General features: G+C 73.8%; 15 protein-coding genes. 4 read left to right on the plus strand and 11 right to left on the minus strand.

Features of this window, described 5'->3' with window-relative positions; all coding sequences use genetic code 11:
- Positions 1-61 precede the first annotated feature (61 nt).
- Complete coding sequence (locus ACFVU9_RS07520; RefSeq protein WP_380503181.1) at positions 62-694, minus strand: YdcF family protein; 633 nt, start codon at positions 692-694, stop codon at positions 62-64.
- Positions 695-789: 95 nt separating this feature from the next.
- On the minus strand, positions 790-1,758 hold the full coding sequence (locus tag ACFVU9_RS07525) for a cytochrome c oxidase assembly protein (protein ID WP_387590957.1): 969 nt from the start codon (positions 1,756-1,758) through the stop codon (positions 790-792).
- A gap of 184 nt (positions 1,759-1,942) precedes the next feature.
- Between ACFVU9_RS07525 and ACFVU9_RS07530 the strand changes: the two genes are divergently transcribed.
- Positions 1,943-2,881 carry an NAD-dependent epimerase/dehydratase family protein gene (locus tag ACFVU9_RS07530; protein ID WP_387590960.1) on the plus strand — a complete coding sequence of 313 codons (939 nt, stop codon included), beginning with the start codon at positions 1,943-1,945 and terminating at the stop codon, positions 2,879-2,881.
- A gap of 110 nt (positions 2,882-2,991) precedes the next feature.
- Here ACFVU9_RS07530 and ACFVU9_RS07535 read toward each other — a convergent pair whose 3' ends face one another.
- Entirely contained in the window at positions 2,992-4,617 is a 1,626-nt protein-coding gene (locus ACFVU9_RS07535) for a protein kinase (protein WP_387590963.1), read from the minus strand.
- 304 nt (positions 4,618-4,921) lie between these two features.
- On the opposite strand from ACFVU9_RS07535, the gene ACFVU9_RS07540 reads away from it, so the two are divergent.
- Entirely contained in the window at positions 4,922-7,333 is a 2,412-nt protein-coding gene (locus tag ACFVU9_RS07540) for a ricin-type beta-trefoil lectin domain protein (protein WP_387590966.1), read from the plus strand.
- Between the two features lie 192 nt (positions 7,334-7,525).
- On the opposite strand, the gene ACFVU9_RS07545 is transcribed toward ACFVU9_RS07540, so the two are convergent.
- The 4 genes from ACFVU9_RS07545 to ACFVU9_RS07560 form a co-directional block, all read right to left on the minus strand.
- Positions 7,526-8,551 (minus strand): 6-phosphofructokinase, encoded by a 1,026-nt coding sequence (locus ACFVU9_RS07545; RefSeq protein WP_329931993.1) that lies wholly within the window; start codon positions 8,549-8,551, stop codon positions 7,526-7,528.
- A gap of 527 nt (positions 8,552-9,078) precedes the next feature.
- Positions 9,079-9,807, minus strand: coding sequence for a glutamine amidotransferase (locus ACFVU9_RS07550; protein WP_329931992.1), 729 nt, complete (start codon positions 9,805-9,807; stop codon positions 9,079-9,081).
- A gap of 46 nt (positions 9,808-9,853) precedes the next feature.
- Positions 9,854-11,116: a MurT ligase domain-containing protein gene (locus tag ACFVU9_RS07555; RefSeq protein WP_359959229.1), complete on the minus strand. Its 1,263-nt coding sequence runs from the start codon at positions 11,114-11,116 to the stop codon at positions 9,854-9,856.
- 265 nt (positions 11,117-11,381) lie between these two features.
- Positions 11,382-12,077: a GNAT family N-acetyltransferase gene (locus ACFVU9_RS07560; RefSeq protein WP_380443715.1), complete on the minus strand. Its 696-nt coding sequence runs from the start codon at positions 12,075-12,077 to the stop codon at positions 11,382-11,384.
- Positions 12,078-12,440: 363 nt separating this feature from the next.
- Between ACFVU9_RS07560 and ACFVU9_RS07565 the strand changes: the two genes are divergently transcribed.
- The gene (locus ACFVU9_RS07565) at positions 12,441-16,322 is read left to right on the plus strand and encodes an amino acid adenylation domain-containing protein (RefSeq protein WP_387590970.1); all 3,882 of its coding nucleotides are present in this window, start codon (positions 12,441-12,443) and stop codon (positions 16,320-16,322) included.
- Positions 16,323-16,430: 108 nt separating this feature from the next.
- Positions 16,431-16,637, plus strand: a complete 207-nt coding sequence (locus ACFVU9_RS07570) for a hypothetical protein (RefSeq protein WP_380443711.1) — start codon at positions 16,431-16,433, stop codon at positions 16,635-16,637.
- Between the two features lie 34 nt (positions 16,638-16,671).
- Here the strand turns inward: ACFVU9_RS07570 and ACFVU9_RS07575 are convergent, their stop codons facing one another.
- From ACFVU9_RS07575 to asnB, 4 genes are all read right to left on the minus strand, one after another.
- Positions 16,672-17,208 carry a hypothetical protein gene (locus ACFVU9_RS07575; RefSeq protein WP_387590973.1) on the minus strand — a complete coding sequence of 179 codons (537 nt, stop codon included), beginning with the start codon at positions 17,206-17,208 and terminating at the stop codon, positions 16,672-16,674.
- A gap of 76 nt (positions 17,209-17,284) precedes the next feature.
- The gene (locus ACFVU9_RS07580) at positions 17,285-18,709 is read right to left on the minus strand and encodes a pyridoxal phosphate-dependent decarboxylase family protein (protein ID WP_387590975.1); all 1,425 of its coding nucleotides are present in this window, start codon (positions 18,707-18,709) and stop codon (positions 17,285-17,287) included.
- 118 nt (positions 18,710-18,827) lie between these two features.
- Positions 18,828-19,934 carry a hypothetical protein gene (locus ACFVU9_RS07585; RefSeq protein ID WP_387590977.1) on the minus strand — a complete coding sequence of 369 codons (1,107 nt, stop codon included), beginning with the start codon at positions 19,932-19,934 and terminating at the stop codon, positions 18,828-18,830.
- A 221-nt stretch (positions 19,935-20,155) separates the two neighbouring features.
- Entirely contained in the window at positions 20,156-22,033 is a 1,878-nt protein-coding gene (gene asnB / locus ACFVU9_RS07590; protein ID WP_380443703.1) for an asparagine synthase (glutamine-hydrolyzing), read from the minus strand.
- Between the last annotated feature and the right edge of the window lie 19 nt (positions 22,034-22,052).

Consider the following 22,052-nt stretch of genomic DNA (forward strand, 5'->3'; position numbering starts at 1 on the left):
CGAGTTGAACCACCGGGCGGCCCCCCGGGGCCCCCGGGGACCCGGGGGCCCGCCCGTCGTCTCACCACCAGCAGAGGGCGATCAGGACCAGGAGTGCGACGGCGGCGGTGTTGAGCCGCCGGTACGCCAGGGCCGTCGCGACGGCCTCCCGCAGCAGCAGGTACGGCCCGTGGGCGAGCAGCCCGTCCGCCGCCGCGACCCGGCCGGGCGCACCGGCCCGGCGGGCGGCGGTGGCCGAGCGCAGGACGTGGAAACCGCTGGTGACGACGGTGCACCGGTACCCGGGCCGCTCGGCGGCCATCAGGGCCGCGCTGAAACGCAGGTTCTCGACGGTGTCGGTGGCCCGCTCCTCGCGGCGGATCCGCCCGGCCGGGACGCCCCGGGCGAGCAGGTAGCGGGCCATCGCGGCGGCCTCGGTGCACTCCTCGTGCGGCCCCTTGCCCCCGGTCACCAGCAGCAGCGGCGCGTGCCCGGCGGCCTCCTCGGCGGCGAACCGTTCCAGCGCGGCGTCCAGCCGGGCCGCGAGCAGCGGCGTGACGTCGCAGCCGTGCAGTCCGGCGCCGAGGACGACGACGTAGTCGGCGCCGACCGGCACGGGCTGCCGGCGGTAGTGCAGCGCCCGGCCGAGGAAGCCGAGCAGCCACAGCAGGGCGTACCCGCCGAGCAGGACGGCGACGATCAGGAGGACGTGCATACCTCCTCGAACGCCTACGACGGAACCCCCGTTCCGGACGGTGGTCCGGGACGGGGGTTCCGTGACGTACGCGACGCGGCGGGCCGCGGCCGGCCTCAGCCCGCGTCGGCCGCCGGGCGCTTCCCGCGCTGATCGAGCGAGGCCAGGTACGCGTTGTACGCCTCCAGCTCGGCGTCGCCGCTGCGCTCCTCGGCGCGGTCGGCGCGGCGGGCCTTGCGCTGCTCGGAGCCCATCCACTGGTAGACCAGCGCGATCAGCACGATCGCCGTCGGGATCTCGCCGAACGCCCAGGTGATGCCGCCGGCGAGCTTCTGGTCCGCCAGCAGGTCGGTGCCGGGCGGGGCGCCCGCGGTGGTGAAGGTGCTGACCAGCTGGTGGTTGGCCATCATCACCGCGACGCCGAAGAAGGCGTGGAACGGCATGCCCATGAACAGCTCGATGATCCGCATCACGTGGCCGGGGCGGTTCGGGCCCGGGTCCACGCCCATGATCGGCCAGAAGAACACCAGCCCGGTGGCCAGGAAGTGCACCATCATGAAGATGTGCCCGGCGCGGTACTGCATCAGGAAGTCGAACAGCGGGGTGAAGTAGACCCCGTACAGGCTCGCGATGAACAGCGGGATGGTGAACGCCGGGTGCGAGATCACCTTGACGTAGCGGCTGTGTAGGAGCGCCACCAGCAGCTCGCGCGGCCCGCGCGGGCGCCCCTTGCCGGCCGGGCGCAGCGCGCGCAGCGCGAGCGTGATCGGGGCGCCGAGGAGCAGCAGGATGGGCGACAGCATGGACAGCACCATGTGCTGGATCATGTGCGCGCTGAACAGCGCCATCCCGTAGTCGTTGAGTCCGCTGCAGGTGACGAGGATCACCGAGCCGACGCCCAGGGCCCAGCCGACGGTGCGCCCGACCGGCCACTTGTCGCCGCGGCGGTACAGCCGGACGACGCCGAGCGCGTACAGGCCGAGGGCGACCAGGCAGCCGGCCAGGAAGACCCAGTCGGGGGACCAGGTCCACACGTTGGAGAGGGTGAACGGTCCTAGCTGGGTCATCCCGCCGTAGTGGTGCATGCCTGACATTCCGTCGCCCATCGGCGGGTCCCGCTTTCCGTCCTGGTGGCCCCCGGTGGGGTCCGGTTCGCCCGTTTTGCTTGGCATACAGCCTAGGCGGGCCTTACCCCCGGCCGTGCCCCGCCCCCTCCGTGCGGGTGGGCGCGTCTCACTACAATGAGCGGCCTGACGGAGGGGGTGGGCGGTGACCTCGACCACGGGGCCCCGGATCGCGATGACGGGGGCGACGGGCTTCATCGGCTCGGCGGTGCTCCGGGCGTCGGACGGTTTCGAGGTCCGCGCGCTGGCCCGGAAGGTCCCCGCCGTGAGTGGCCCGTCCTGGGTGGAGGGCGACCTGGCCGACGAGGACGCCCTCGCCGAGCTGTGCGACGGCGCCGACGTCCTGCTCCACCTCGCGTCCCGGATCTCCGGCACCGCCGAGGAGTGCGAGGAGGTCAACGTCCGCGGCACGGGGGCCGTCATGGCCGCCGCCCGCCGGGCCGGGGTCTCCCGGGTCGTCCACCTGTCCACCGCGGCCGTGTACGGGCCGGGCCCGCACGCGGGTGTCGGCGTGGACGAGGTGCCCGCCGTGCCCGCCTCGGAGGCCAGCCGCACCCGGCTGCTCGGGGAGCGGGCCGCGCTGGCCGCCGGGGCCGTCGTGCTGCGGCCCGGCGTGGTGACCGGCCCGGGGGACCGCTGGGTGGTGCCCGCCGTGGCCGAGCTGGTCCGCCGGGTGCCGGTGCGCTGGGCGGGCGGCGGGGCCCGGCTCTCGCTCGTCGACCGCGCCGACCTGGCCCGCCTGGTCGTCGCCGTCGCGACCGCCGAGCCCGCCGTGCCGTCGGGCGTCCACCACGCGAGCCACCCGGAGCCCGTCCGCGCCGGGGAGCTCCTCGACGCGCTGGACGCCCTCGGGCTGGTCCCCGCGCCGGCCGGCCCGGCCGTCCCGTGGGAGGAGTGCCGCCGCCTGCTGGCCGCCGCGCCGGGCCGCGTCTCGGAGCGGCAGTTCGCGATGATCGCCCTCGACCACTGGTACCGCAGCGACGACATCTGGTCCCTGGCCGCCTGCCCGCCCGGCCCGGGGCCGCTCTCCCGGCTCGGCGCCGCCGCGGACTGGTACCGCGCGGTGCTCGCGGCGATGGGCTGAACCGCTCTGGCGGGAAGGTCAGTCGGCCCGGCGGTAGTGGTCGACCGACACCTTGACCGGCCCGCCGCCCGGGGCTCGCGGCGATGGGCTGAACCGCTCTGGCGGGAAGGTCAGTCGGCCCGGCGGTAGTGGTCGACCGACACCTTGACCGGCCCGCCGCCCGGGGCGGCCGACAGCAGCCGGACGACGGCCAGGTCGCGGCCGTCGTCCTCGCGGACGCAGAAGGCCCGGCCGGTGAGGGTGGCGAAGTCGAGCCGGGAGGCGGGTTGGGAGCCGAGCCCCTTGAGGCAGTCGGCGGTGCCGAGACTGCTGTCCGTGCCGACGTAGGCGTCGCTGCCGTCGGCGAGGAGGAACTCGCTCGACGTCCGGGCGAGGTACCAGGACGCCGTTCCCTCCGGTGCGACCGTGCCCTTCCGGAGGTCGAACTCGTCGTTGCGGTCGGACGAGGTGAGCGCGGTGCCGGTGTACACGGCCGTGTAGACGGGGGCGGCGGCCGGCGGGGCCTCCGGGTCGGTCGCGCTCTCGACCGTGCGGTTGTCGGCGGCCGGGCGCCCGTCGTCCGTGCGGTGGACGAGGAGGAACGTGCCGGCCGACCCGAGGGCGAGGGCGGCCGCGGCGATCAGGGCCGTCCGGCGGTGGGAACGTCTGCGGATCGGCGCGGCCACGGAAGCGGCCACGGGGGCGGCCACGGAAGCGGCCTCGGGGGCGGCCACGCCGTGGTCCACTTCGGGTGCGACCGGTGCCAGCGCCGTCGCCCCGTCGTGCAGCGGTGGCGCGGGGACGAGGACGGTCTGCGCTTCGGAGGGGGCCCGGGGCAGGTCGCTGCGCCGGGCGATCTCGGCGTGCACCTGCGGGGGCAGCCAGCCGTCGGCGAAGCGCGGGTCCCCGACGACGGCGGGGTGGCCGTGGACGGCTTCGATCACCTGGGCCGTGGTCGGACGGTCCTCGGGCCGCTTCGCCAGGCACCAGCCGATGAGGCCGCGCAGGGAGGAGGGCACGAGGGCGAGGTCCGGCTCCTCGTGGATCACCCGGTAGAGGGCGCCGGCATCCGTACCGCCGCCGAAGGGGGGTGCGCCGCCGGCGATGTAGGCGGCCAGGGCGCCGAGGGCGAAGACGTCGGTGGCGGACGTGGCGCGCAGGCCCCGGGCCTGTTCCGGCGCCATGAAGCCGGCGGAGCCGATGCGCAGTCCGGTGCTGGTGAGGGCGGCGGCGTCGACGGCGCGGGCGATGCCGAAGTCGATCACGCGCGGGCCGTCGGCGGCGAGGAGGACGTTGCCCGGCTTGAGGTCGCGGTGGACGACGCCGGCCGCGTGGATCGCCTGGAGGGCTTCGGCGATGCCGGCGACGAGGAGCAGGACGGTCTGCTCGGCGAGCGGCCCTGCGCGCCGGACCACCTGGTGGAGCGAGGGGCCGGGGACGTAGGTGGTGGCGAGCCAGGGCACGGCGGCGTCCACCCCGGCGTCGACGACCTGGGCGGTGTAGAAGCCGTGGATCAGGCGCGCGCTGGCGACCTCCTGGGCGAAGCGCTCCCGGAACTCGGGGTCCTCCGCGAGCTCGGGCCGGACCACCTTGAGGGCCACCGGCCGGCCGCCGCGCGTGTACGAGAGGTACACCCGGCCCATCCCGCCGGACCCCAGCCGTGCGAACAGCCGGTAGCCGCCGACCGTGGCGGGGTCGTCGGCGGTCAGGGGCTGGAAGGCGGCGGTCGGGAGGGTGTCGGCCTGGTGCTCGGGCATCTGGGGCTCTCTCGGCGGGGCGCGGAGGACACGCGGGGTCGTAGGAATGGCGCGCGACCACCGGGGGAAGGGTCGCGCGCCACGCCCGGACAGTCTCCCGCCACGATGCTGAGGTTTTGATGAGGGCCGTGACGTCGGGGAGTGGCAACACAATCGCTCAGAAATCACCGCGATCGGACGTGGCGGACGAGGGTTCGGCAGGAATCCGACGTTTGATGTGGTGTCAGATTGTTGATTGGTGTTGGAAGTTGGGTCTACGCTCCTGCCCGGTCATCCCCTCGCCAATCCGTCCCGGGAGACGCCCATGGGTCGCAGCTACCAACCCTCGAAACTCCGCACCGCCCTCGGCGCCCTGGCGCTGTTGCTGGGCGCGCTCGGCAGCCTGGCCACACCCTCCGCCGTCCACGCCGCCACGCCGGTCCAGACCGCCGTCACCGTCGACGGCACCCGGCCCGGCCTCACCTTCGACGGGATCGGGGCCATCTCCGGCGGCGGCGGCAACTCGCGCCTGCTGGCCGACTATCCGGAGCCGCAGCGCAGCCAGGTGCTCGACTACCTGTTCAAGCCCGGCTACGGCGCCTCGCTCCAGGTGCTGAAGCTGGAGATCGGCGGCGACACCAACTCCACCGACGGCGCCGAGCCCAGCATCGAGCACACCAGGGGCACCGTCGACTGCGACCAGGGCTACGAGTGGTGGCTCGCCGAGCAGGCCCTCGCCCGCAACCCCGGCATCACGTTCTACGGCCTGTCCTGGGGCGCCCCCGGCTGGATCGGCGACACCGGCAGCGGGGGCAACTTCTGGTCCCGGGACACCATCGACTACCTGATGTCCTGGATGGGCTGCGCGGACCGGCACCACCTGGCCGTCTCCTACCTCGGCGGCTGGAACGAGCGCGGCTTCAACGCGGCCTGGTACGAGAACCTCAAGAGCGCGCTGGTCTCCCACGGTTACGGCGCCACCAAGGTCGTCGCCGCCGACGACTCCTGGGCCGTGGCCGACGCCATGGCCACCGACCAGGCCTTCAGGAACGCCGTCGACGTCGTCGGCGTGCACTACCCCTGCGGCTACCTCGGCTCCTTCACCAACTGCCCCAGCACCGCGAACGCCCGGGCGCTCGGCAAGCCGCTGTGGGCGAGCGAGAACGGCTCCGAGGACGCCAACGACGGTGCCCCCGCGGTCGCGCGCGCGATCAACCGCGGCTACCTCGACGGCCGGATGACCTCGTTCATCAACTGGCCGGTCATCGCCGCGCTCTACCCGAACCTGTTCTTCTCCACCGCCGGCATGTCGATCGCCGACCAGCCCTGGTCCGGCAGCTACACGATCGGCAGGACCACGTGGGTCACCGCGCACACCGCCCAGTTCGTCCAGCCCGGCTGGCGCTACATCGACTCGGCGGGCGGGTACCTCGGCGGCGCGCGCGCCAACGGCAGCTACGTGACGCTGAAGTCACCGAACACCACCGACTACAGCACCGTCATCGAGACCGCCGACGCCACCGCCGCCCAGACCGCGAACTTCACCGTCACCGGCGGCCTGTCCACCGGCACCGTGCACGTGTGGTCCACCGACCTCGGCTCGGCCGACCCGGCGGACTGGTTCGTCCACACCCAGGACGTCACGCCGCAGGGCGGCTCGTTCGCGCTGACCCTGCGGCCCGGCCACGTCTACACCGTCACCACCACGACCGGCCAGGGCAAGGGCGCCGCCACCCCGCCGGCCCCCGCCGCGCTCGGACTGCCGTACGCGGACGACTTCGAGACGCCCGCCACGACCACCTCGCCCAGGTACTTCACGGACATGAACGGCGCCTTCCGGACCGTCCCGTGCGGCGGCGGCCGCACCGGCACCTGCCTGCGCCAGATGGCCCCGGCGACGCCGATCCGCTGGACCGACGAGCCGTACGACGCCCCGTACACGATGATGGGCGACGGCAGCTGGGCCAACTACACGGTCACCGCCGACACCCTCTTCGAGCAGTCGAGCACCGTCGAACTCCTGGGCCGGGTCAACCAGCAGGGCCGCAACAACAACGGCCTGAACGCCTACCACCTGCGCGTGAGCGACACCGGCGCCTGGTCCATCGACAAGAGCGACACCAGCTGGAACTTCACCACCCTCGCGAGCGGCACCACCACCGCCCCCGGCACCGGCAGCTGGCACACCGTCGCGCTCTCGATGCAGGACACCACCCTCACCGCCGCCGTCGACGGCGTCACGGTGGGCAGCGCGACCGACGGCAGCTTCACCAACGGCCAGGCGGGCCTCGGCGTGACCGGCTACCGGACCGACCAGTTCGACAACTTCGCCCTCACCCCGGGCACCCCGACCACCCACACCGGCCCGATCACCTCCGCGCTGCCCGGCAAGTGCGTCGACGACAACGGCGATTCCAGCGCCAACGGCACCGCCGTCCAGCTCTGGGACTGCAACGGCGGCGGCTCCCAGGTGTGGACCTGGTCCAACGGCACCCTCACCCACGGCGGCAAGTGCCTCGACGTGACCGGCGCCGCCACCGTCAACGGAACCCCGGTCGAGCTCTGGGACTGCAACGCGGGCGCCAACCAGCAGTGGACGCCCCAGCCGGACGGCACTCTCAAGAGCACCCAGTCCGGCCGCTGCCTCGACGACCCGGCCCTCGCCACCGCCAACGGCACCCGGCTGGCGATCTGGGACTGCAACGGGGGCACCAACCAGCAGTGGAAACTCCCGTAACCCGCCACATCGTCCGGGCCCTCGCCCCCGCCACCGGCAACGGCAGCCGGGGCGGGGCCCGGCTACCTCCGGGGTCACGGGCGGGGGACGCCAACCCGGGCCACCGCCGGAGCGCCCTCCGGAGCGTCCTCCGGACGCGCGGGAGCCCCCGGGTCGCGAGCGACCCGGGGGCTCCGCAGCGGGAGGACGAGGTCAGAGGACCGTCTCGGCCTCCAGGTAGCGCTCCTGCGGGACGGTCTTCAGCTCGGCGACCGCCTCGGCGAGCGGCACCAGGTTGATGTTGGTGCCCTGCAGCGCCGTGATGTGCCCGAACGCGCCCTTGTGGACGGCTTCGACGGCGTGCCAGCCGAAGCGGGTGGCGAGCACCCGGTCGTAGGCGGTCGGGGTGCCGCCGCGCTGGGTGTGGCCGAGGATCACCGGACGGGCCTCCTTGCCGAGCCGGTGCTCCAGCTCGCGGGAGAGCTGGGTCGCGATGCCGGTGAACCGCTCGTGGCCGTAGATGTCCTTGACGCCCTCCTCCCAGTGCATGGTGCCGGGCTCGGGCTTGGCGCCCTCGGCGCAGACCACGATGGCGAACTTCTTCTGCCGGTCGAAGCGTTCGCGGACGACGGCGGTCAGCTGCTCGATGTGGAACGGCCGCTCGGGGACGACGATCGCGTGCGCGCCCGCCGCCATGCCCGCGTTGAGGGCGATCCAGCCGGTGTGCCGGCCCATGACCTCGACGACCATGACCCGCTGGTGCGACTCGGCGGTGGTCTTCAGCCGGTCCAGCGCCTCGGTGGCGACCGAGACGGCGGTGTCGAAGCCGAAGGTCACGTCGGTGGCGGCGATGTCGTTGTCGATGGTCTTCGGCACGCCGACGATCGGCAGGCCCGCGTCGCTCATCAGCTTGGCGGCCTTGAGGGTGCCCTCGCCGCCGATCGGGATGACGGCGTCCAGGCCGAGGTCCGAGCAGTACTTCTTGGCGCGCTCGACGCCGTCGCGCAGGTGGCTGGGCTGCACCCGCGACGAACCGAGGATCGTGCCGCCCTGGGCGAGGATGCCGCTCACCGAGTCCAGGGTGAGGGGGCGGTGGTGGCCCTCCAGGAAGCCGCGCCACCCGTCCTCGAACCCGATGATCTCGTCGCCGTGGTCGACCACCCCCCGGTGGACCACGGAGCGGATCACCGCGTTCAGGCCGGGGCAGTCACCGCCGCTGGTCAGCACTCCGATACGCATTAGCTTTGCAACTCCCGAGCAGAACCGAGGAACGGCCGGACTACAGGCTGGGACGACGAGCCGTCACCGTAGCGGTGCGTTCCCACGCCGGGGTGGCGGGGAGCTGACCGTGGGGTGAAGGATCGGCCGAATCGGGCAGAACGCCCGAAAAAGGCCGTGGTGTCGAGCATACGACCCCTGGTCCGGCCGGGCAGGAGCCGACGCGGGAGCGGCGCCGTCGGCGCCCCCGCGTGGAAGTGCAGCCTGCTGCCGAGGAGGGTGTGCAGCCGGCAGCCCCCATTGTCGTACGTTCCGGGCCGCCCGTGGACCGGGTGACCGCATGGCGGGCACCCGGCTGGGGCGTACGGGTGTACTGGGCTTGTCTTCGGACTCCCGTCGTCCGCCCGTAAGGGCGGGCCTGGCGGCGTCTGGGTGCGCGCATCGCAAGGCGGAGGAGGAAGTCCATGCGGAGCATAGGCGACCGACGACAACGCCGCGAGGCGCGTGCCCAGGCGTCGCCAGGCAGACGGGAGTCCGAAGACAAGCCCTTACTGGGGGCGCGTCGTGGCGGCGATGCGTTCGGCGCGCAGCGCGTCGTACCAGGTGGTGTCGGCCGGCGGCAGGGCGTTGACGTCCAGCGCCAGCTTGATCAGCATGTCCGCGACCGCGGGGTTGCGGGCCAGCACCGGGCCGTGCAGGTAGGTGCCGAAGACGGTGTCGCGCCAGGCGCCCTCGGTGCCGTCGCCGGTGCCGTTGCCCCGGCCGACGGCGACGTTGGCGAAGGGCTGGACGCCCTGGCCGAGGTGGGTGACGCCCTGGTGGTTCTCGAAGCCGGTCAGCTGCGGCAGGCCGAGCCGCGGGTCGACGTCGGCGAGCACGTCGCCGACGCACCGGGCGCCCTCGCCGCGGGTGGTCCAGACGTCGAGCAGGCCGAGGCCCGGCTCGCGCTCGCCGAGGTCGTTGACGAACTCGTGGCCCATGATCTGGAAGCCGGCGCAGACGCCGAAGATGATCGCGCCGTTCTCGGCGGCCCGCACCAGGCCGCTGTCGGCCCGCAGCCGCTCGGCGGCCAGGCGCTGCGGCCGGTCCTCGCCGCCGCCGATCAGGTAGATGTCCCCGCTGGTGGGGACCGCCTGGTCGGAGCGGACGTCGATCCGGGTCACGTTGAGATGGCGCTGGCGGGCCCGGCGCTCCACGACCAGGGCGTTGCCGCGGTCGCCGTAGGTGCTGAGCAGGTCCGGGTAGACCCAGACCACGCGCAGGCTGCTCTCACTCATCCTCGAAGGCCTTCCGTCACGAAAAGAGGGGCGTGGGGGCGCGGCATCAGCCGGCCACGACCTTCCGCAGCTGCTGGAAGGCGGTGTAGTTGGCGATGGCCTCGATCCGGCCGGGCGGGGCCATCCGGACGGCCTGCTCCAGCGTGTCCACCACGTGGAACTGCAGTCCGGCGACCTCCAGGCGGACGGCCAGGTCCAGCTTGCGCTGGCCCATCACGAAGACCGGGTGCCCGGCGAGGCGCTCGTAGTCGACGTCCCACAGCCAGGAAGTGTCGGTGCCGTCGGCGTCGAGGGCGTTGACGGAGAGGATGACCGGGGCGGGCGGGCCGTCGATCAGCGAGAAGGTCTCCAGCCAGCCGGCCGGGTTCTTCGCGAGCAGCAGCCGGATGTCGCGGCCCTGGTACTGGACGACGTCGTAGCGGCCGGCGACGGCCGTCACCGAGCGCATCCGCTCCAGCGCGACCTGCGGGGAGACGCCGAACACGGCGGCGACGGCGGCCGAGCTGGTGGCGTTGGCCAGGTTGGCCCGGCCGGGCAGCTGGAGCTGGATCGGCCAGGCGCCGCGCTGCGGGTCGATGACGTGGGTGCCCTGGAGCGCCCAGTGCGGGTTGGGGCGCCGGAAGCCGCACTCCTGGCAGAACCAGTCGTCGCCGGGGCGCTGCATGACGCCGCCGCACGCGGGGCAGGACCAGGCGTCCTCCTTCCAGGCCTGTCCGGCGGCCACCCAGACCACCTTCTTGCAGGAGGAGGCGGCCCAGGTCACCAGCGGGTCGTCGGCGTTGGCGATGACCACGGCCTCGGTGTCCTGGAGGCCCTCGCGCCACTTCTCGGCCATCATCCGGGTCTCGGCGGCCCGGTCGAGCTGGTCGCGGGAGAGGTTGAGCAGGGCGATCGCCTTGGGGCGGGTGTCGCGGGCGACCCCGGCCAGGTACTTCTCGTCGACCTCGATCACGCCGAAGCGGGCGTCCGAGCCGCCGGCCAGGGCGGAGGTGATGCCGGCCGGCATGTTGGCGCCGAGGGCGTTGGAGACCACCGGGCCGGCGGCGCGCAGCGCCTCGGCGATCAGGCGGGTGGTCGTGGTCTTGCCGTTGGTGGCGCTGACCAGCACGACGTCGAGGTGGTCGGCGAGGGTGGCGAGGAGGTCGGGGTCGAGCCTGAGGGCGACCTTGCCGCCGATCACCGAGCCGCTGCCGCGACCGGCCTTGCGCGACACGGCGGCCGCGACCTTGCCGGCGGTGACCGCGATCTTGGCGCGGGCCGGCAGGGAGGCGTCGCGCGCGCCTGTGGGCTCCGATTCGGTGCCTGCCATGCTCAGTGGTTCCTCCTTGCTGCGGCACCGCCCGGGGGCCGGTTAACGGGCCGTCGGGCGGCGGGGACGGGGCCAGCCTACCGACTCCGTCACCCGGCCCCACGATCCGGACCCCGCGCCGCCTGCTGCGACGCGCCCCCCGGGGCCCGCCCCGGGCGGCCTGACGTGCCGTCAGGAAGGGCGGTGTACGGACGGAGCTCCCGCGGGAAGGAGGACGCCGCCGGAGGGCCGGACGGTTCCCGGTGAGAATGTGGTGAAGAAATGATCAGCAGGCCGGACGGTGCGGCGCCGGCTCCGCGCCCGCCAGGGCGGCGGTGATCACGAGGGTGCCGTCCTCGGCGCGGAAGTCCAGCGGCACGGCCAGCCGGCGCATCGCCGTGATCAGGCCCGCGTTCGAGGCGTGGGTCACCGCGTACACGGTGCCGATCCCGGCGGCCCGGGCCATCGCGGCCAGGCGGCGCAGCAGGGCCAGTCCGAGCCCGCGCCGCTGCCAGCCGTCCTCCACCAGGACGGCCAGCTCGGCCTCCCCGTCGTCCCACATCAGGTGCCCGAGGGCGACGATCCGCCCGTCCCCGGCCGTCACGGCGAGGCTGCGCCCGTGCCGCCCGTCCAGCAGGTGGTCCAGGTGGCGGTCGGAGTCGCGGACCGGCCCGTGGTAACGCAGTCGCAGCGAGGCGGGGGAGCAGCGCTGGTGCATCGCCCGGGCCCCGGCCTTGTCGGCCGGACCGGCCGCGCGGACGATCAGCGCGGTCCCGTCCGCCAGGGACAGCCGGGCGGGGAGCGGCTCCTCCGCGACGAGGGCGTGCAGCCGGCCCTTCGCCGGGTGCGTCCGGGCGGCCCGGAGCGGGGCGTCGAGGAGCGCCACCCGGCCACCGGGCCCCTCGGGCACCGCGCACCTCCGGTCGGACCTGCCGAAAGACCGGGTCCAGAGCCGTTCGAAGCGCGTGTGCGATGCCGTCATGGAGGCGACGCTACCGACACCGCGCTTCGGCGCGGTTACGCGATCGTGAACGCACGAGTGTCCGGGACGGACCCGGGACGTGCCCGTGACCGGGCCGGGACGGATCCGGCGGAAGGCGCTGTCGGGCCGGGACGGATCCGGGTGGAAGGCGCTGTCGGGCCGGGACGGATCCGGTGGAAGGCGCTGTCGGGCCGGGACGGATCCGGCAGAAGGTCCCTGTCGGGCCGGGACGGAGCCGGCAGAGGTCCAGACCGGTGCCTCATGTGGCCGGGACAACGGGCGGCCGACGGTGGTGGACATGTCCGGCGCTCCTGACGAACACAGGGCGCCGGGGCGTGTCAGTCCACGAACGAAGGCTCTCTCATGCGTACCACCCCGTCCGTCCCCGCCACCGCGACCACCGCCGTGCCGCACGCCCGGCGCGCCCCCGCCGCCACCGCGCTCACCGGCCTGCTCGACCACCAGGCGCGCACCCGGCCCGCCTCGGTGGCCGTCGTCGGCGAGGGCCGCGACCTCACCTTCCCGGAGCTGCGCGAGGACGCCCGCCGCCTGGCCGGCCTCCTGCGCCGGCTGGGCGCCGGGGCCGACACCCCCGTCGGCCTGTTCACCGAGCCGTCGGCCGAGCTGGTCACCGGGGCCTGGGGCGTCCTGTACGCCGGGGCCGGCTACCTGCCGCTGTCGCCCGAGTACCCCGAGGACCGGCTGCGCTACATGATCGAGGACAGCCGCACCCGGATCGTCGTCACCCAGGAGCACCTGCGTGAGCGGCTGGCCGCGCTGGCCCCGGCCGGCACCGAGGTCGTCACGCTCGCGGACGCCCCGGCCGTCCGTCCCGACGACGGCGCCCACCCGGCGCCGGAGTCCCTGGCCTACGTCATCTACACCTCCGGCAGCACCGGCCGCCCCAAGGGCGTCGTGATCGAGCACGGCTCCGTCGTCTCCCAGCTGCGCTGGATGCACGGCGCCGGCCACCTCGGCCAGGACGTCACCGTGCTGCAGAAGACGCCGATGAGCTTCGACGCCGCCCAGTGGGAGATCCTCGCCCCGGCCGTCGGCGCCCGCGTGGTCGCCGGCGCGCCCGGCCTCTACCGCGACCCGGAGGCGCTCGTCGCCGCCGTCCGCCGCCACGGGGTGACCGCGCTGCAGTGCGTGCCGACCCTGCTCCAGGCGCTGCTCGACACCGACGGCTTCGCCGACAGCCGCAGCCTGACCGGGATCTTCTCCGGCGGCGAGGCGCTCTCGCTGCGCCTCGCCCGCGACCTCACGACCGCCCTGCCGTGGGCGACCCTGGTCAACCTGTACGGGCCGACCGAGTGCACGATCAACGCGACCGCGCACGTCGTCGACCCGGCCGCGCTCGGCGAAGGCGCCGGGGCGGTGCCGATCGGCCGGCCGGTCGACGGCACCCGGTGCCACGTCCTCGACGCCGACCTGGTCCCGGTCGGCGAGGGGGAGACCGGCGAGCTGTACATCGGCGGCGTCCAGCTGGCCCGCGGCTACCTGCACCGCCCCGAGCTGACCGCCGAGCGCTTCGTCGCCTGCCCGTTCACCCCGCACGAGCGGCTCTACCGCACCGGCGACCTCGCGCACTGGAACCCGGACGGCACCCTCCAGTTCGCCGGCCGCGTCGACAACCAGGTCAAGCTGCGCGGCTACCGGGTCGAGCTGGACGAGATCGCCCGCGCGATCGAGGAGCACACCTGGGTCCGCCGCTCGGCCGCGATCGTCACCGCCGACGAGCGCACCGGCCATCAGAACCTGATCGCCTGCGTCGAGCTGAATCCGCGTGAGGCGGCCCTGATGGACCAGGGCAACCACGGCCGCCACCACCAGTCCAAGGCCGGGCGCCTCCAGGTCAAGGCCCAGCTCTCCGACCCCGGCCTGCGCGACCTCGGGCAGCTCGCCGGCCGCCCGCACGTCGACCTGCCCGGCCGCCGTGGGACCGCGGCGCAGCGCCGGGAGGTCTTCGCCCGCAAGACCTACCGCTTCTACGAGGGCGGCCGGGTGACCCGCGACGACCTCGCCGCGCTGCTCGCCCCGCGCCCCGCGGGTGCCTTCGGGCGCGGCCTGGAGCTGCTGAGCCTGCCCGAACTCGGCCGCGTCCTGCGCTGGTTCGGCCAGTTCCACAGCGAGGAGCGGCTGCTGCCCAAGTACGCCTACGCCTCGCCCGGCGCGCTGTACGCGACCCAGCTCTACCTGGAGACCGGCGGCCTCGACGGGCTCGGGGCCGGCCTGTACTACTACCACCCCGTCGAGCACAGCCTCATACGCGTCGGCGACGCCGAGGAGCGCCAGGACCCCTACCTGACGCTGCACTTCTCCGGCAAGACCGGCGCCATCGCCCCCGTCTACACCAACAACATCCGCGAGGTGCTGGAGTTCGAGACCGGCCACATGCTGGGCGTCTTCGAGGAGGTGCTGCCCGAGTACGGTCTGGACGTCCGCCCGCTCGGCTTCCACCCGGCGGTCAAGGACCGGCTGGACGTCGCCGACGAGGACCACTACCTGGGCAGCTTCGCCGTCGTCCGCGGCGACGGCACGCCGCAGGCCGACCCGACCGAGGTGTACGTCCAGGCCCACGAGGACCGCGTCGAGGGCCTGCCGGCCGGCCTGTACCGCCACGCCGGCGGCGAGCTGACCCGCGTCTCGGACGACGTCGTGCAGTCCCGCCACGTCATCGCGATCAACCAGGCCGTCTACGCCCGCTCGGCCTTCGGCATCACCGCCGTCAGCCGGGCCGGCGAGGAGTGGCTGCAGTACGTCGCCCTGGGCACCAAGCTGCACCACCTCCAGCGCAACGGCCTGTCCTTCGGCTTCATGTCCTCCGGCTACAGCTCCAAGTCCGGCCACCCGCTGCCCGCTTCGCGCCGCTTCGACGAGATCCTCGGCGCCGCGGGGATCCCCACCGGCCCGTCGTACTTCTTCCTCGGCGGCAAGGTGAGCGAGGAGCAGGTCCGCAGCGAGGGCATGCACGAGGACACCGTCCACATGAAGGGACCGGCCGAGATCATCAAGGACGAACTCGCCAACCTGCTGCCCGACTACATGCTCCCCAACCGCGTCCTCGTGCTGGACGCCCTGCCGCTGACCGCCAACGGCAAGGTCGACCTCAAGGCGCTCGCCGCCTCGGACACCGTCCGCGACGCCGACGTCCGCGGCGAGTACGTCGCCCCCGCCACCCCGCAGGAGCGGTGGCTCGCCGAGGCCTGGGGAGAGGCACTCAGGTACGAGGACCCGGCCACGGTCTCGACGGCCGACGAGTTCTTCGCCGCCGGCGGCAACTCGCTGATCGCCGTCGCCCTGGTCAACCGCATCAACCGCGCGTTCGGCACCGCCCTGCCGCTCCAGGTCGTCTTCGAGTGCCCGAAGCTCGCCGACCTCGCCGCCCGCATCGCGGACGCGTCGGCCGGCGCCGGCTCCGCGGCCTCCTCACGGCTCGTCCCGCTGCACCCCGGCACCCCCGAGCGACCGGTGTTCTGCTGGCCCGGCCTCGGCGGCTACCCGATGAACCTGCGCCTGCTCGGCCGCGAGGCGAGTGACGGACGCGCCTTCTACGGCATCCAGGCGCACGGCATCAACGCGGGCGAGACGCCGTACCCGACCATCCGCGAGATGGCCGCCGCCGACGTCGCCGAACTGCGCCGCGTGCAGCCCGAGGGCCCGTACACGCTGTGGGGCTTCTCCTTCGGCGCCCGGGTCGCCTTCGAGGCCGCCTGGCAGCTGGAACAGGCCGGCCGGCGGGTCGAGAACCTGCTGCTGATCTGCCCCGGCAACCCGGAGGTGCGCCGGGCCGACGGCCGCACGTGGGGCCGCGAGGCCTCGTACGCCAACCCGGCCTACGTGACCATCCTGTTCGGGGTGTTCACCGGCCGGATCAGCGGTCCGGAGCTGGAGCGCTGCCTGACCGAGACCGCCGACGAGGACACCTTCGTCACCTCGATCCGCCGGCTGCTCCCCACCCTGGAGGAGGAGGTGGTCCGCCGGATCGTCCGGATCGTCGGCGAGACCTACGAGTTCGAGTACAGCTTCCGCGAGCTCGCCGAGCGCCGGCTGGACGTCCCGGTGACGATTTTCAAGGCCACCGGCGACGACTACTCCTTCATCGAGGGCAGCTCCGGCTACTGCGCCGCCCCGCCCACCGTGGTCGACCTGACCGCCGACCACTACGGCGTCCTCAAGGAGCACGGCGTGGTCGAACTGGCCGCCGCGATCCGGGCGCTGGAGCGGATGGCGCGTGGGCACTGACGCGGACACGCTCACGGATGGCCCAGGATCCGTGAGCGAGGAAGCCCCTTCGGATAGGGATGGCTCGGCTCCCCGCCGAACCCACCTCGACCCCGAAGGGGCTTCTCCATGTCGTTGAAGAAGACCGTGTTCGCCATGGCCGGCTGCGCCCTGCTGCTCGCCCTCGCCCAGCCCGCCGCCGCCGACAGCAGCAACCACGGCCCCAAGACCCCGCAGGAGGCTGCTGCCTGCAAGTCCGTGACCGGCTCCCTCCTCGGCGGCTTCGGCTCGATGCTCGGCAACGCCGTCTGCGTGGTCCAGCCCGACAACGGCTGAGCCCGGGGCCCCGCGGGCCCTCTCCGGCTTCCGCTCACACGATGCGGGTCGGTGCGTCCAGGAGGTCGTGGCCGCCGGTGGTCACGAGGGCGGCCAGGTCGGTGCCGGAGAGGGCGTGCGGGGCGCGGAGGAAGAACTCGTCGACGGCGCCGCGGGGGAGCGGGTGCGACTGCATCGAGACGATCATGACCTGCTGTTCGGCGAACGCGGTGCACACGCGGGCCAGGCCGGCGGGGGAGTCCTCGACGGTGGCGCGGACCCGCCAGAGGGCGGTCGGGGCGATCTCGGTGGCGGGGGGCGGCGGCGGGCCGTGCAGGTGCTGCCGGTGGGACCACCACGTGTGGAACAGCGTCGTGGCCAGCAGGGCCACCGCCGAGGCGGCGAGCAGCACCGGACCGTCGTGGCCCTTCACGACGACCTTGGCGACGAGGTCGGCCGCCGTGACGGAGACGAAGACGGCGGCGAGCTCGACGGTGTCGCGGCGCCAGCGGTGGGTGCGGGTCCGGGTGCGGGAGGGGGTGGGCGTTGCGGAGGTGTGGACGGCTGTCGTGGTGTGCTCCGTGTGCTCCATGGCACCACTGTCCCCGTGTGGTGTTTCCCGTCCACGAACCTCCCGTGACCTGCGGGTTAAGGTATCGGCCCGGGCGTTACTTCCGGAGGTCCGCCGCGGCCGTCGCCACCTCGGCGAGGAGGAGTTCCAGGTCCGCCTCCGTCGTGTCGGCGTTCAGGAGGCAGGCGCGCAGCATCTCCGTCCCGTCCAGGCGGGCGCCGGTGACGAAGACCTTGCCACGGCGCTGCACGGCGACGGGCAGCTCGCGGTTGAGCGCGTCGAGGTCGGCGCCGGCCAGCCCGGCGGGGCGGTGGCGGAAGGCGACGATCGAGGTCTGCACCTCGGCCAGCAGCTCGAACTCGTCGTGGGCCTCGACCAGTTCGCCGAGCCGGCGGGCGAGCGCGGTGCACCGCGCGATGTCGCGGGAGAGGCCCGCGCGGCCCTTGTGGGCGATGGTCGCCCACACCTTGAGCGCGCGGAACGGGCGGGTCTGCTCGGTGCCGTACTCGGAGAACCAGCCGAGCTCGCCCGCGGCCTCGTCGCGCAGGTAGGACGGGACGAGGCTGAAGGTGCCGCGCAGCTCGTCGGTGTCGCGGACCAGCGCGCAGCCGCAGTCGACCGGCACGCCGAGCCACTTGTGCGGGTCGAGGGCGAGCGAGTCGGCGCGCTCCAGTCCGGCGTAGCGGTGGGCGATGGCGGGGTCGAGGACGCCGAAGGCGCCGTACGCGCCGTCGACGTGCAGCCACAGCTCCTGCTCGGCGCACAGGTCGGCGATCGGGCCGAAGGCGTCGACGGCGCCGGTGCCGACGGTGCCGGCCGAGGCGACGACGAGGAAGGGCAGCAGCCCGGCGGCGCGGTCGCGCTCGATCGCGGCGCGCAGGTCGGCGGTGTCGAGGCGGCCGTCCGGGCCGGTGGCGACGGTGCGCAGGTGCCTGCTGCCGAGGCCGAGGAGCTCGGCGGCCTTGCGGACGCAGGAGTGCGTCTCGCCGGTGACGTAGCCGACCAGCGGGGGCATTCCGGCGAGGCCGTCCTCGCGGACGTCCCATCCGGCCCGCCGGGCGGCGCGGTTCCGGGCGGCGGCGAGGCAGACGATCGTGGCCATCGAGGTGCCGGAGGTGAGCAGGCCGCCGCCGGCCGGGTGCGGGAAGCCGACGAGTTCGGCGATCCAGCGGACGACGGCGCGCTCCAGGTGGACGTCGGCGTGGTCGCCCCCGGCGGAGCTGGGGTTCATGGCGGAGGCGGCGAGGGTGGCGAGGACGCCGGCGGCGGCGGGGGCGGAGTTGACCCAGCCGAAGAAGCGCGGGCTGCCGTTGCCCATGGGGTGGGGTAGGACGTCCCGGCCGATGGCCTCGACGAGCTCGGCGAGCGGGCGGCCGTCGGCGGGCAGCGGGGCGTCGAGGAGGGCGCTGCGGGCCGCGTCGTCCATGGGCTGCCAGACGGGGCGGCCGGGCAGCTCGGCGAGGTGGTCGGAGACGAGGTCGGCGGTGGCGTGGGCGGCGGTGCGGAAGTCGTCGGTTGCCATGCGGCGTGCTCCAGCGGTGCGGAGGGGGCGCGGCGTCCTCGGCGCACCGGGTGATCAGCCGATGGTACGGAAAGGGCCCGCGCCGTGCGGCGCGGGCCCGTCGACCGGGACGGCGGGCTCAGTCCAGCGAGGCGGAGAGCCCGCTCGCGGAGCGGCAGTAGCCCTGCATCTCCTTGTTGGTGATCTTGGCGCAGAGCCGTCCGGCCGCGCCGCCGTCGGTGTAGTTCACCGTGTAGTAGCTGACCAGGCCCTCCGCGCAGGCCTTGCGCTGCCAGCCGTCGGCGGCCGTCGCGCACTGCTGGGCGGCCCAGTCCTCGCGGTCGAGGTTGTACTTCATCGTCCGCGAGCCGACGCCCCGGCTGCAGTCGACGGCCCCGCCGCTCGCCTTGCCGTTGAGGCACCACTTGAGGGCGTCGGCGTACACCTCGGGGTGGTTCGGGTAGTCGTGCGAGGAGAGGTAGAAGGTCGGCGCGTAGAAGTAGCACGCGGACTGGAACAGCGACGGCTGGTCCTTGCACGGGTAGAGCGGGTCCTGGGCGAGCTTGTCGGTGGGCAGGTTGGCCTTGGCCTGCTCGTCCTCCTCGTCCGGGCCGAAGAGCTGCATGAACAGGCCCTCGGAGCAGCGGATCCGGTTCTGGTCGGTGGTGAACTTGTTGCACAGGTCGCGGGCCTTGGCCACGTCCTGCTTGGCGACGAACATCGTGCCGTGGCCGACGCCGTGGATGCACGGGCCGCTGTTCTTGGGAGCGCACAGCTTGAGCAGGTCCACCTCGGGCTGGGTGGAGGCGTTCAGCATCTCCTCGACGGCGCCGTGCAGGTAGCCGGCCGCGCAGGTCTCGTGCGGGAAGGAGATGACCTTCTGGAAGTCGGCGTTGAACCGCTTGACGGCCGCGTGCCCGAGCTCGTGCGCGATCGGGTGGCAGAAGCGCACGGTGTACGGCTTCTCCTTGGTGATCTTGTCGAGGTCGGCGAGGGCGACGCCGGGGTCGGTGGCGTCCATCTCGGCCATCATCTTGTTGCGCAGCGTCGAGCGGGTCCAGACCGCCGGGTCGCCGGTCGGGGTGGCGCTCGCGGCGGGGGTGCCGTCGGGCGAGGCGGCGGTGGCGGCGACCTGGGCGGTCGCCGCGTTCGCCCTCGCCGGCGACCAGTCGGTGACGGCCACCGAGCCCAGGCCGAGGACGCCGAGCAGCAGGGCGGTGAGAATCGCGAACGCTCGCGGTTGCATGACGGGATCCCCCGGCGGATCGAGTGCGGACGGTTCGCTCCCATCCTGACGCGCGAAGCGGCCGCAGTCCGCGTTTTCGCCCGCCATCCGGGAGTGTCGGCGACGCTACCGCACCGTCCGGTCCCCGCCCCGCGCGGGACGGTCCCGTGGGGCCGCCGGGGCCCGCCCCGACGGCGCAGCCGGCCCGGGGGCTCCGCTGCGCCGCGCGGGGGAGGGAACGCTCAGATCTCCAGCGACACCTGGTACTCCGTCAGCCAGGTGGCGAGGTCCAGCGCGAGGTCGACGCCGAGCCGCACCGACTGCGGGTCGGTCCCGGGGGCGAGCGCGTCGTTCAGCCGCCGCCGGTCGAGCAGGCCGAGCACCGGGGACTTGCCCTCGGCGGCGAGTTCGGCGAGTTCGGCGAGCAGCAGCGCCGGGTAGTGCGGGTCGGCGGTGACGGGGTACGGGCTCTTCACCCGGTCGGCGATCTCGTCCGGCAGCACGTCCCGGACGGCGGCGCGCAGGAGGCTCTTCTCCCGGCCGTCGAAGCTCTTCATCGCCCACGGCGTGTTGAAGACGTACTGGACGAGCCGGTGGTCGCAGAACGGCACCCGCACCTCCAGCCCGTTGGCCATGCTCATCCGGTCCTTGCGGTCGAGGAGCAGGCACACGAAGCGGGTCAGGTTGAGGTAGGAGACCTCGCGCATCCGGCGTTCCAGCGGGCTCGCGCCGGGCAGGTGCGGCACCTCGGCGAGCGCCTCGCGGTAGCGGGCGCGGCGGTAGCCGGCCAGGTCGAGCTTGCGCAGGAGGTCGGCGTCGAGCAGCTGCTCGCGCATGCCGGCGCCCGGGCCGGCGAGGCCGCGCTCGATGTAGGGCGCCCACGGGAAGTCGTCGGCGGCTATCGCGTCGGGGTCGTGGAACCAGGGGTAGCCGCCGAAGAGCTCGTCGGCGGACTCGCCGGACAGGGCGACGGTGGACTGCCGGCGCACGCCGCGGAAGAGCAGCAGGAGCGAGACGTCCATGTCGGCGAAGCCGCCGGGCAGGTCCCGGGCGCGCAGGACGGTGGCGCGCTGGGCGGGGTCGGTGAGGTCGGCGGCGTCCAGTTCTATGACGTTGTGGTCGGCGCCGACGTGCTCGGCCAGCATGCGGGCGTACGGGCCGTCCGGCGTGGACCGGATCGCGTCGGCGTGGAAGTTCTCGCTCTGGCCGGCGAAGTCGACGGAGAAGGAGCGGATCGGGCCGGCGCCGGCCCGGCTCAGCACGCCCGCCGCCAGGGCGGTGACGGCGCTGGAGTCCAGGCCGCCGGACAGCAGGGAGCACAGCGGTACGTCGGAGTCGAGCTGGCGGTGCACGATGTCGTCGAGCAGGGCGCGGACGGTCGCGACGGTGGTGTCCAGGTTGTGGGTGTGCTCGCGCGCCTCCAGCGCCCAGTAGCGGCGCACGGTGATCCCCTCGCGGCGCACGCGGACGACGTGGCCGGGGCGGACCTCGGCGATGCCGCGGTAGGGGGTGATGCCCGGGGTGCGGCAGAAGGCGAGGATCTCGCGCAGCCCGTCGAGGTCCACGACCGGCCGGACGGACGGGTGGGCGAGCAGGGACTTCACCTCGGAGCCGAACACCACGCCGTCCGCCGTGGCGTGGTAGTGCAGCGGCTTGACGCCCATGCGGTCGCGCACCAGCAGCAGCTCCTCGTGCCGGGCGTCCCAGATCGCGAAGGCGAACATGCCGTTCAGGCGCTCGGCCAGGTGCTCGCCCCACTCCAGGTAGGCGCGCAGCACGACCTCGGTGTCGCTGCGGGTGCGGAAGCGGTGGCCGGCCGCCCGCAGCTCCGCGCGGAGCTCGTCGTGGTTGTAGACCTCGCCGCTGTAGGTGAGGGCGGCCAGCAGCCGGCCGTCGTGCTCGACGGTCATCGGCTGGACGCCGCCCTCGACGTCGATCACCGCGAGGCGGCGGTGCCCGATCGCGGCGTGGCGCTCCAGGTGCACCCCGCCCGCGTCCGGACCGCGGCAGATCTGGGTGGCCGTCATGGCGTCGAGGACGCTGCGGGCGGTTTCGCGCTGGTCGTTCCGGTCGGCGGTGAGGTCGCGGTCGAAGGCGACCCATCCGGTGATGCCGCACATCAGCAAGCCTCCGGTCTTC

This window comes from Kitasatospora sp. NPDC057936, from assembly GCF_042887525.1.
Taxonomy (GTDB): Bacteria; Actinomycetota; Actinomycetes; order Streptomycetales; family Streptomycetaceae; genus Kitasatospora.

Coding starts and splice junctions, on each gene's coding strand:
- ACFVU9_RS07565 (WP_387590970.1), top strand. CDS start 12,441: ATGCGTACCACCCCGTCCGTCCCCGCCACCGCGACCACCGCCGTGCCG.
- ACFVU9_RS07550 (WP_329931992.1), bottom strand. CDS start 9,807: ATGAGTGAGAGCAGCCTGCGCGTGGTCTGGGTCTACCCGGACCTGCTC.
- ACFVU9_RS07570 (WP_380443711.1), top strand. CDS start 16,431: ATGTCGTTGAAGAAGACCGTGTTCGCCATGGCCGGCTGCGCCCTGCTG.
- ACFVU9_RS07575 (WP_387590973.1), bottom strand. CDS start 17,208: ATGGAGCACACGGAGCACACCACGACAGCCGTCCACACCTCCGCAACG.
- ACFVU9_RS07535 (WP_387590963.1), bottom strand. CDS start 4,617: ATGCCCGAGCACCAGGCCGACACCCTCCCGACCGCCGCCTTCCAGCCC.
- ACFVU9_RS07540 (WP_387590966.1), top strand. CDS start 4,922: ATGGGTCGCAGCTACCAACCCTCGAAACTCCGCACCGCCCTCGGCGCC.
- ACFVU9_RS07580 (WP_387590975.1), bottom strand. CDS start 18,709: ATGGCAACCGACGACTTCCGCACCGCCGCCCACGCCACCGCCGACCTC.
- ACFVU9_RS07555 (WP_359959229.1), bottom strand. CDS start 11,116: ATGGCAGGCACCGAATCGGAGCCCACAGGCGCGCGCGACGCCTCCCTG.
- ACFVU9_RS07520 (WP_380503181.1), bottom strand. CDS start 694: ATGCACGTCCTCCTGATCGTCGCCGTCCTGCTCGGCGGGTACGCCCTG.
- ACFVU9_RS07545 (WP_329931993.1), bottom strand. CDS start 8,551: ATGCGTATCGGAGTGCTGACCAGCGGCGGTGACTGCCCCGGCCTGAAC.
- asnB (WP_380443703.1), bottom strand. CDS start 22,033: ATGTGCGGCATCACCGGATGGGTCGCCTTCGACCGCGACCTCACCGCC.
- ACFVU9_RS07585 (WP_387590977.1), bottom strand. CDS start 19,934: ATGCAACCGCGAGCGTTCGCGATTCTCACCGCCCTGCTGCTCGGCGTC.
- ACFVU9_RS07560 (WP_380443715.1), bottom strand. CDS start 12,077: ATGACGGCATCGCACACGCGCTTCGAACGGCTCTGGACCCGGTCTTTC.
- ACFVU9_RS07525 (WP_387590957.1), bottom strand. CDS start 1,758: ATGCACCACTACGGCGGGATGACCCAGCTAGGACCGTTCACCCTCTCC.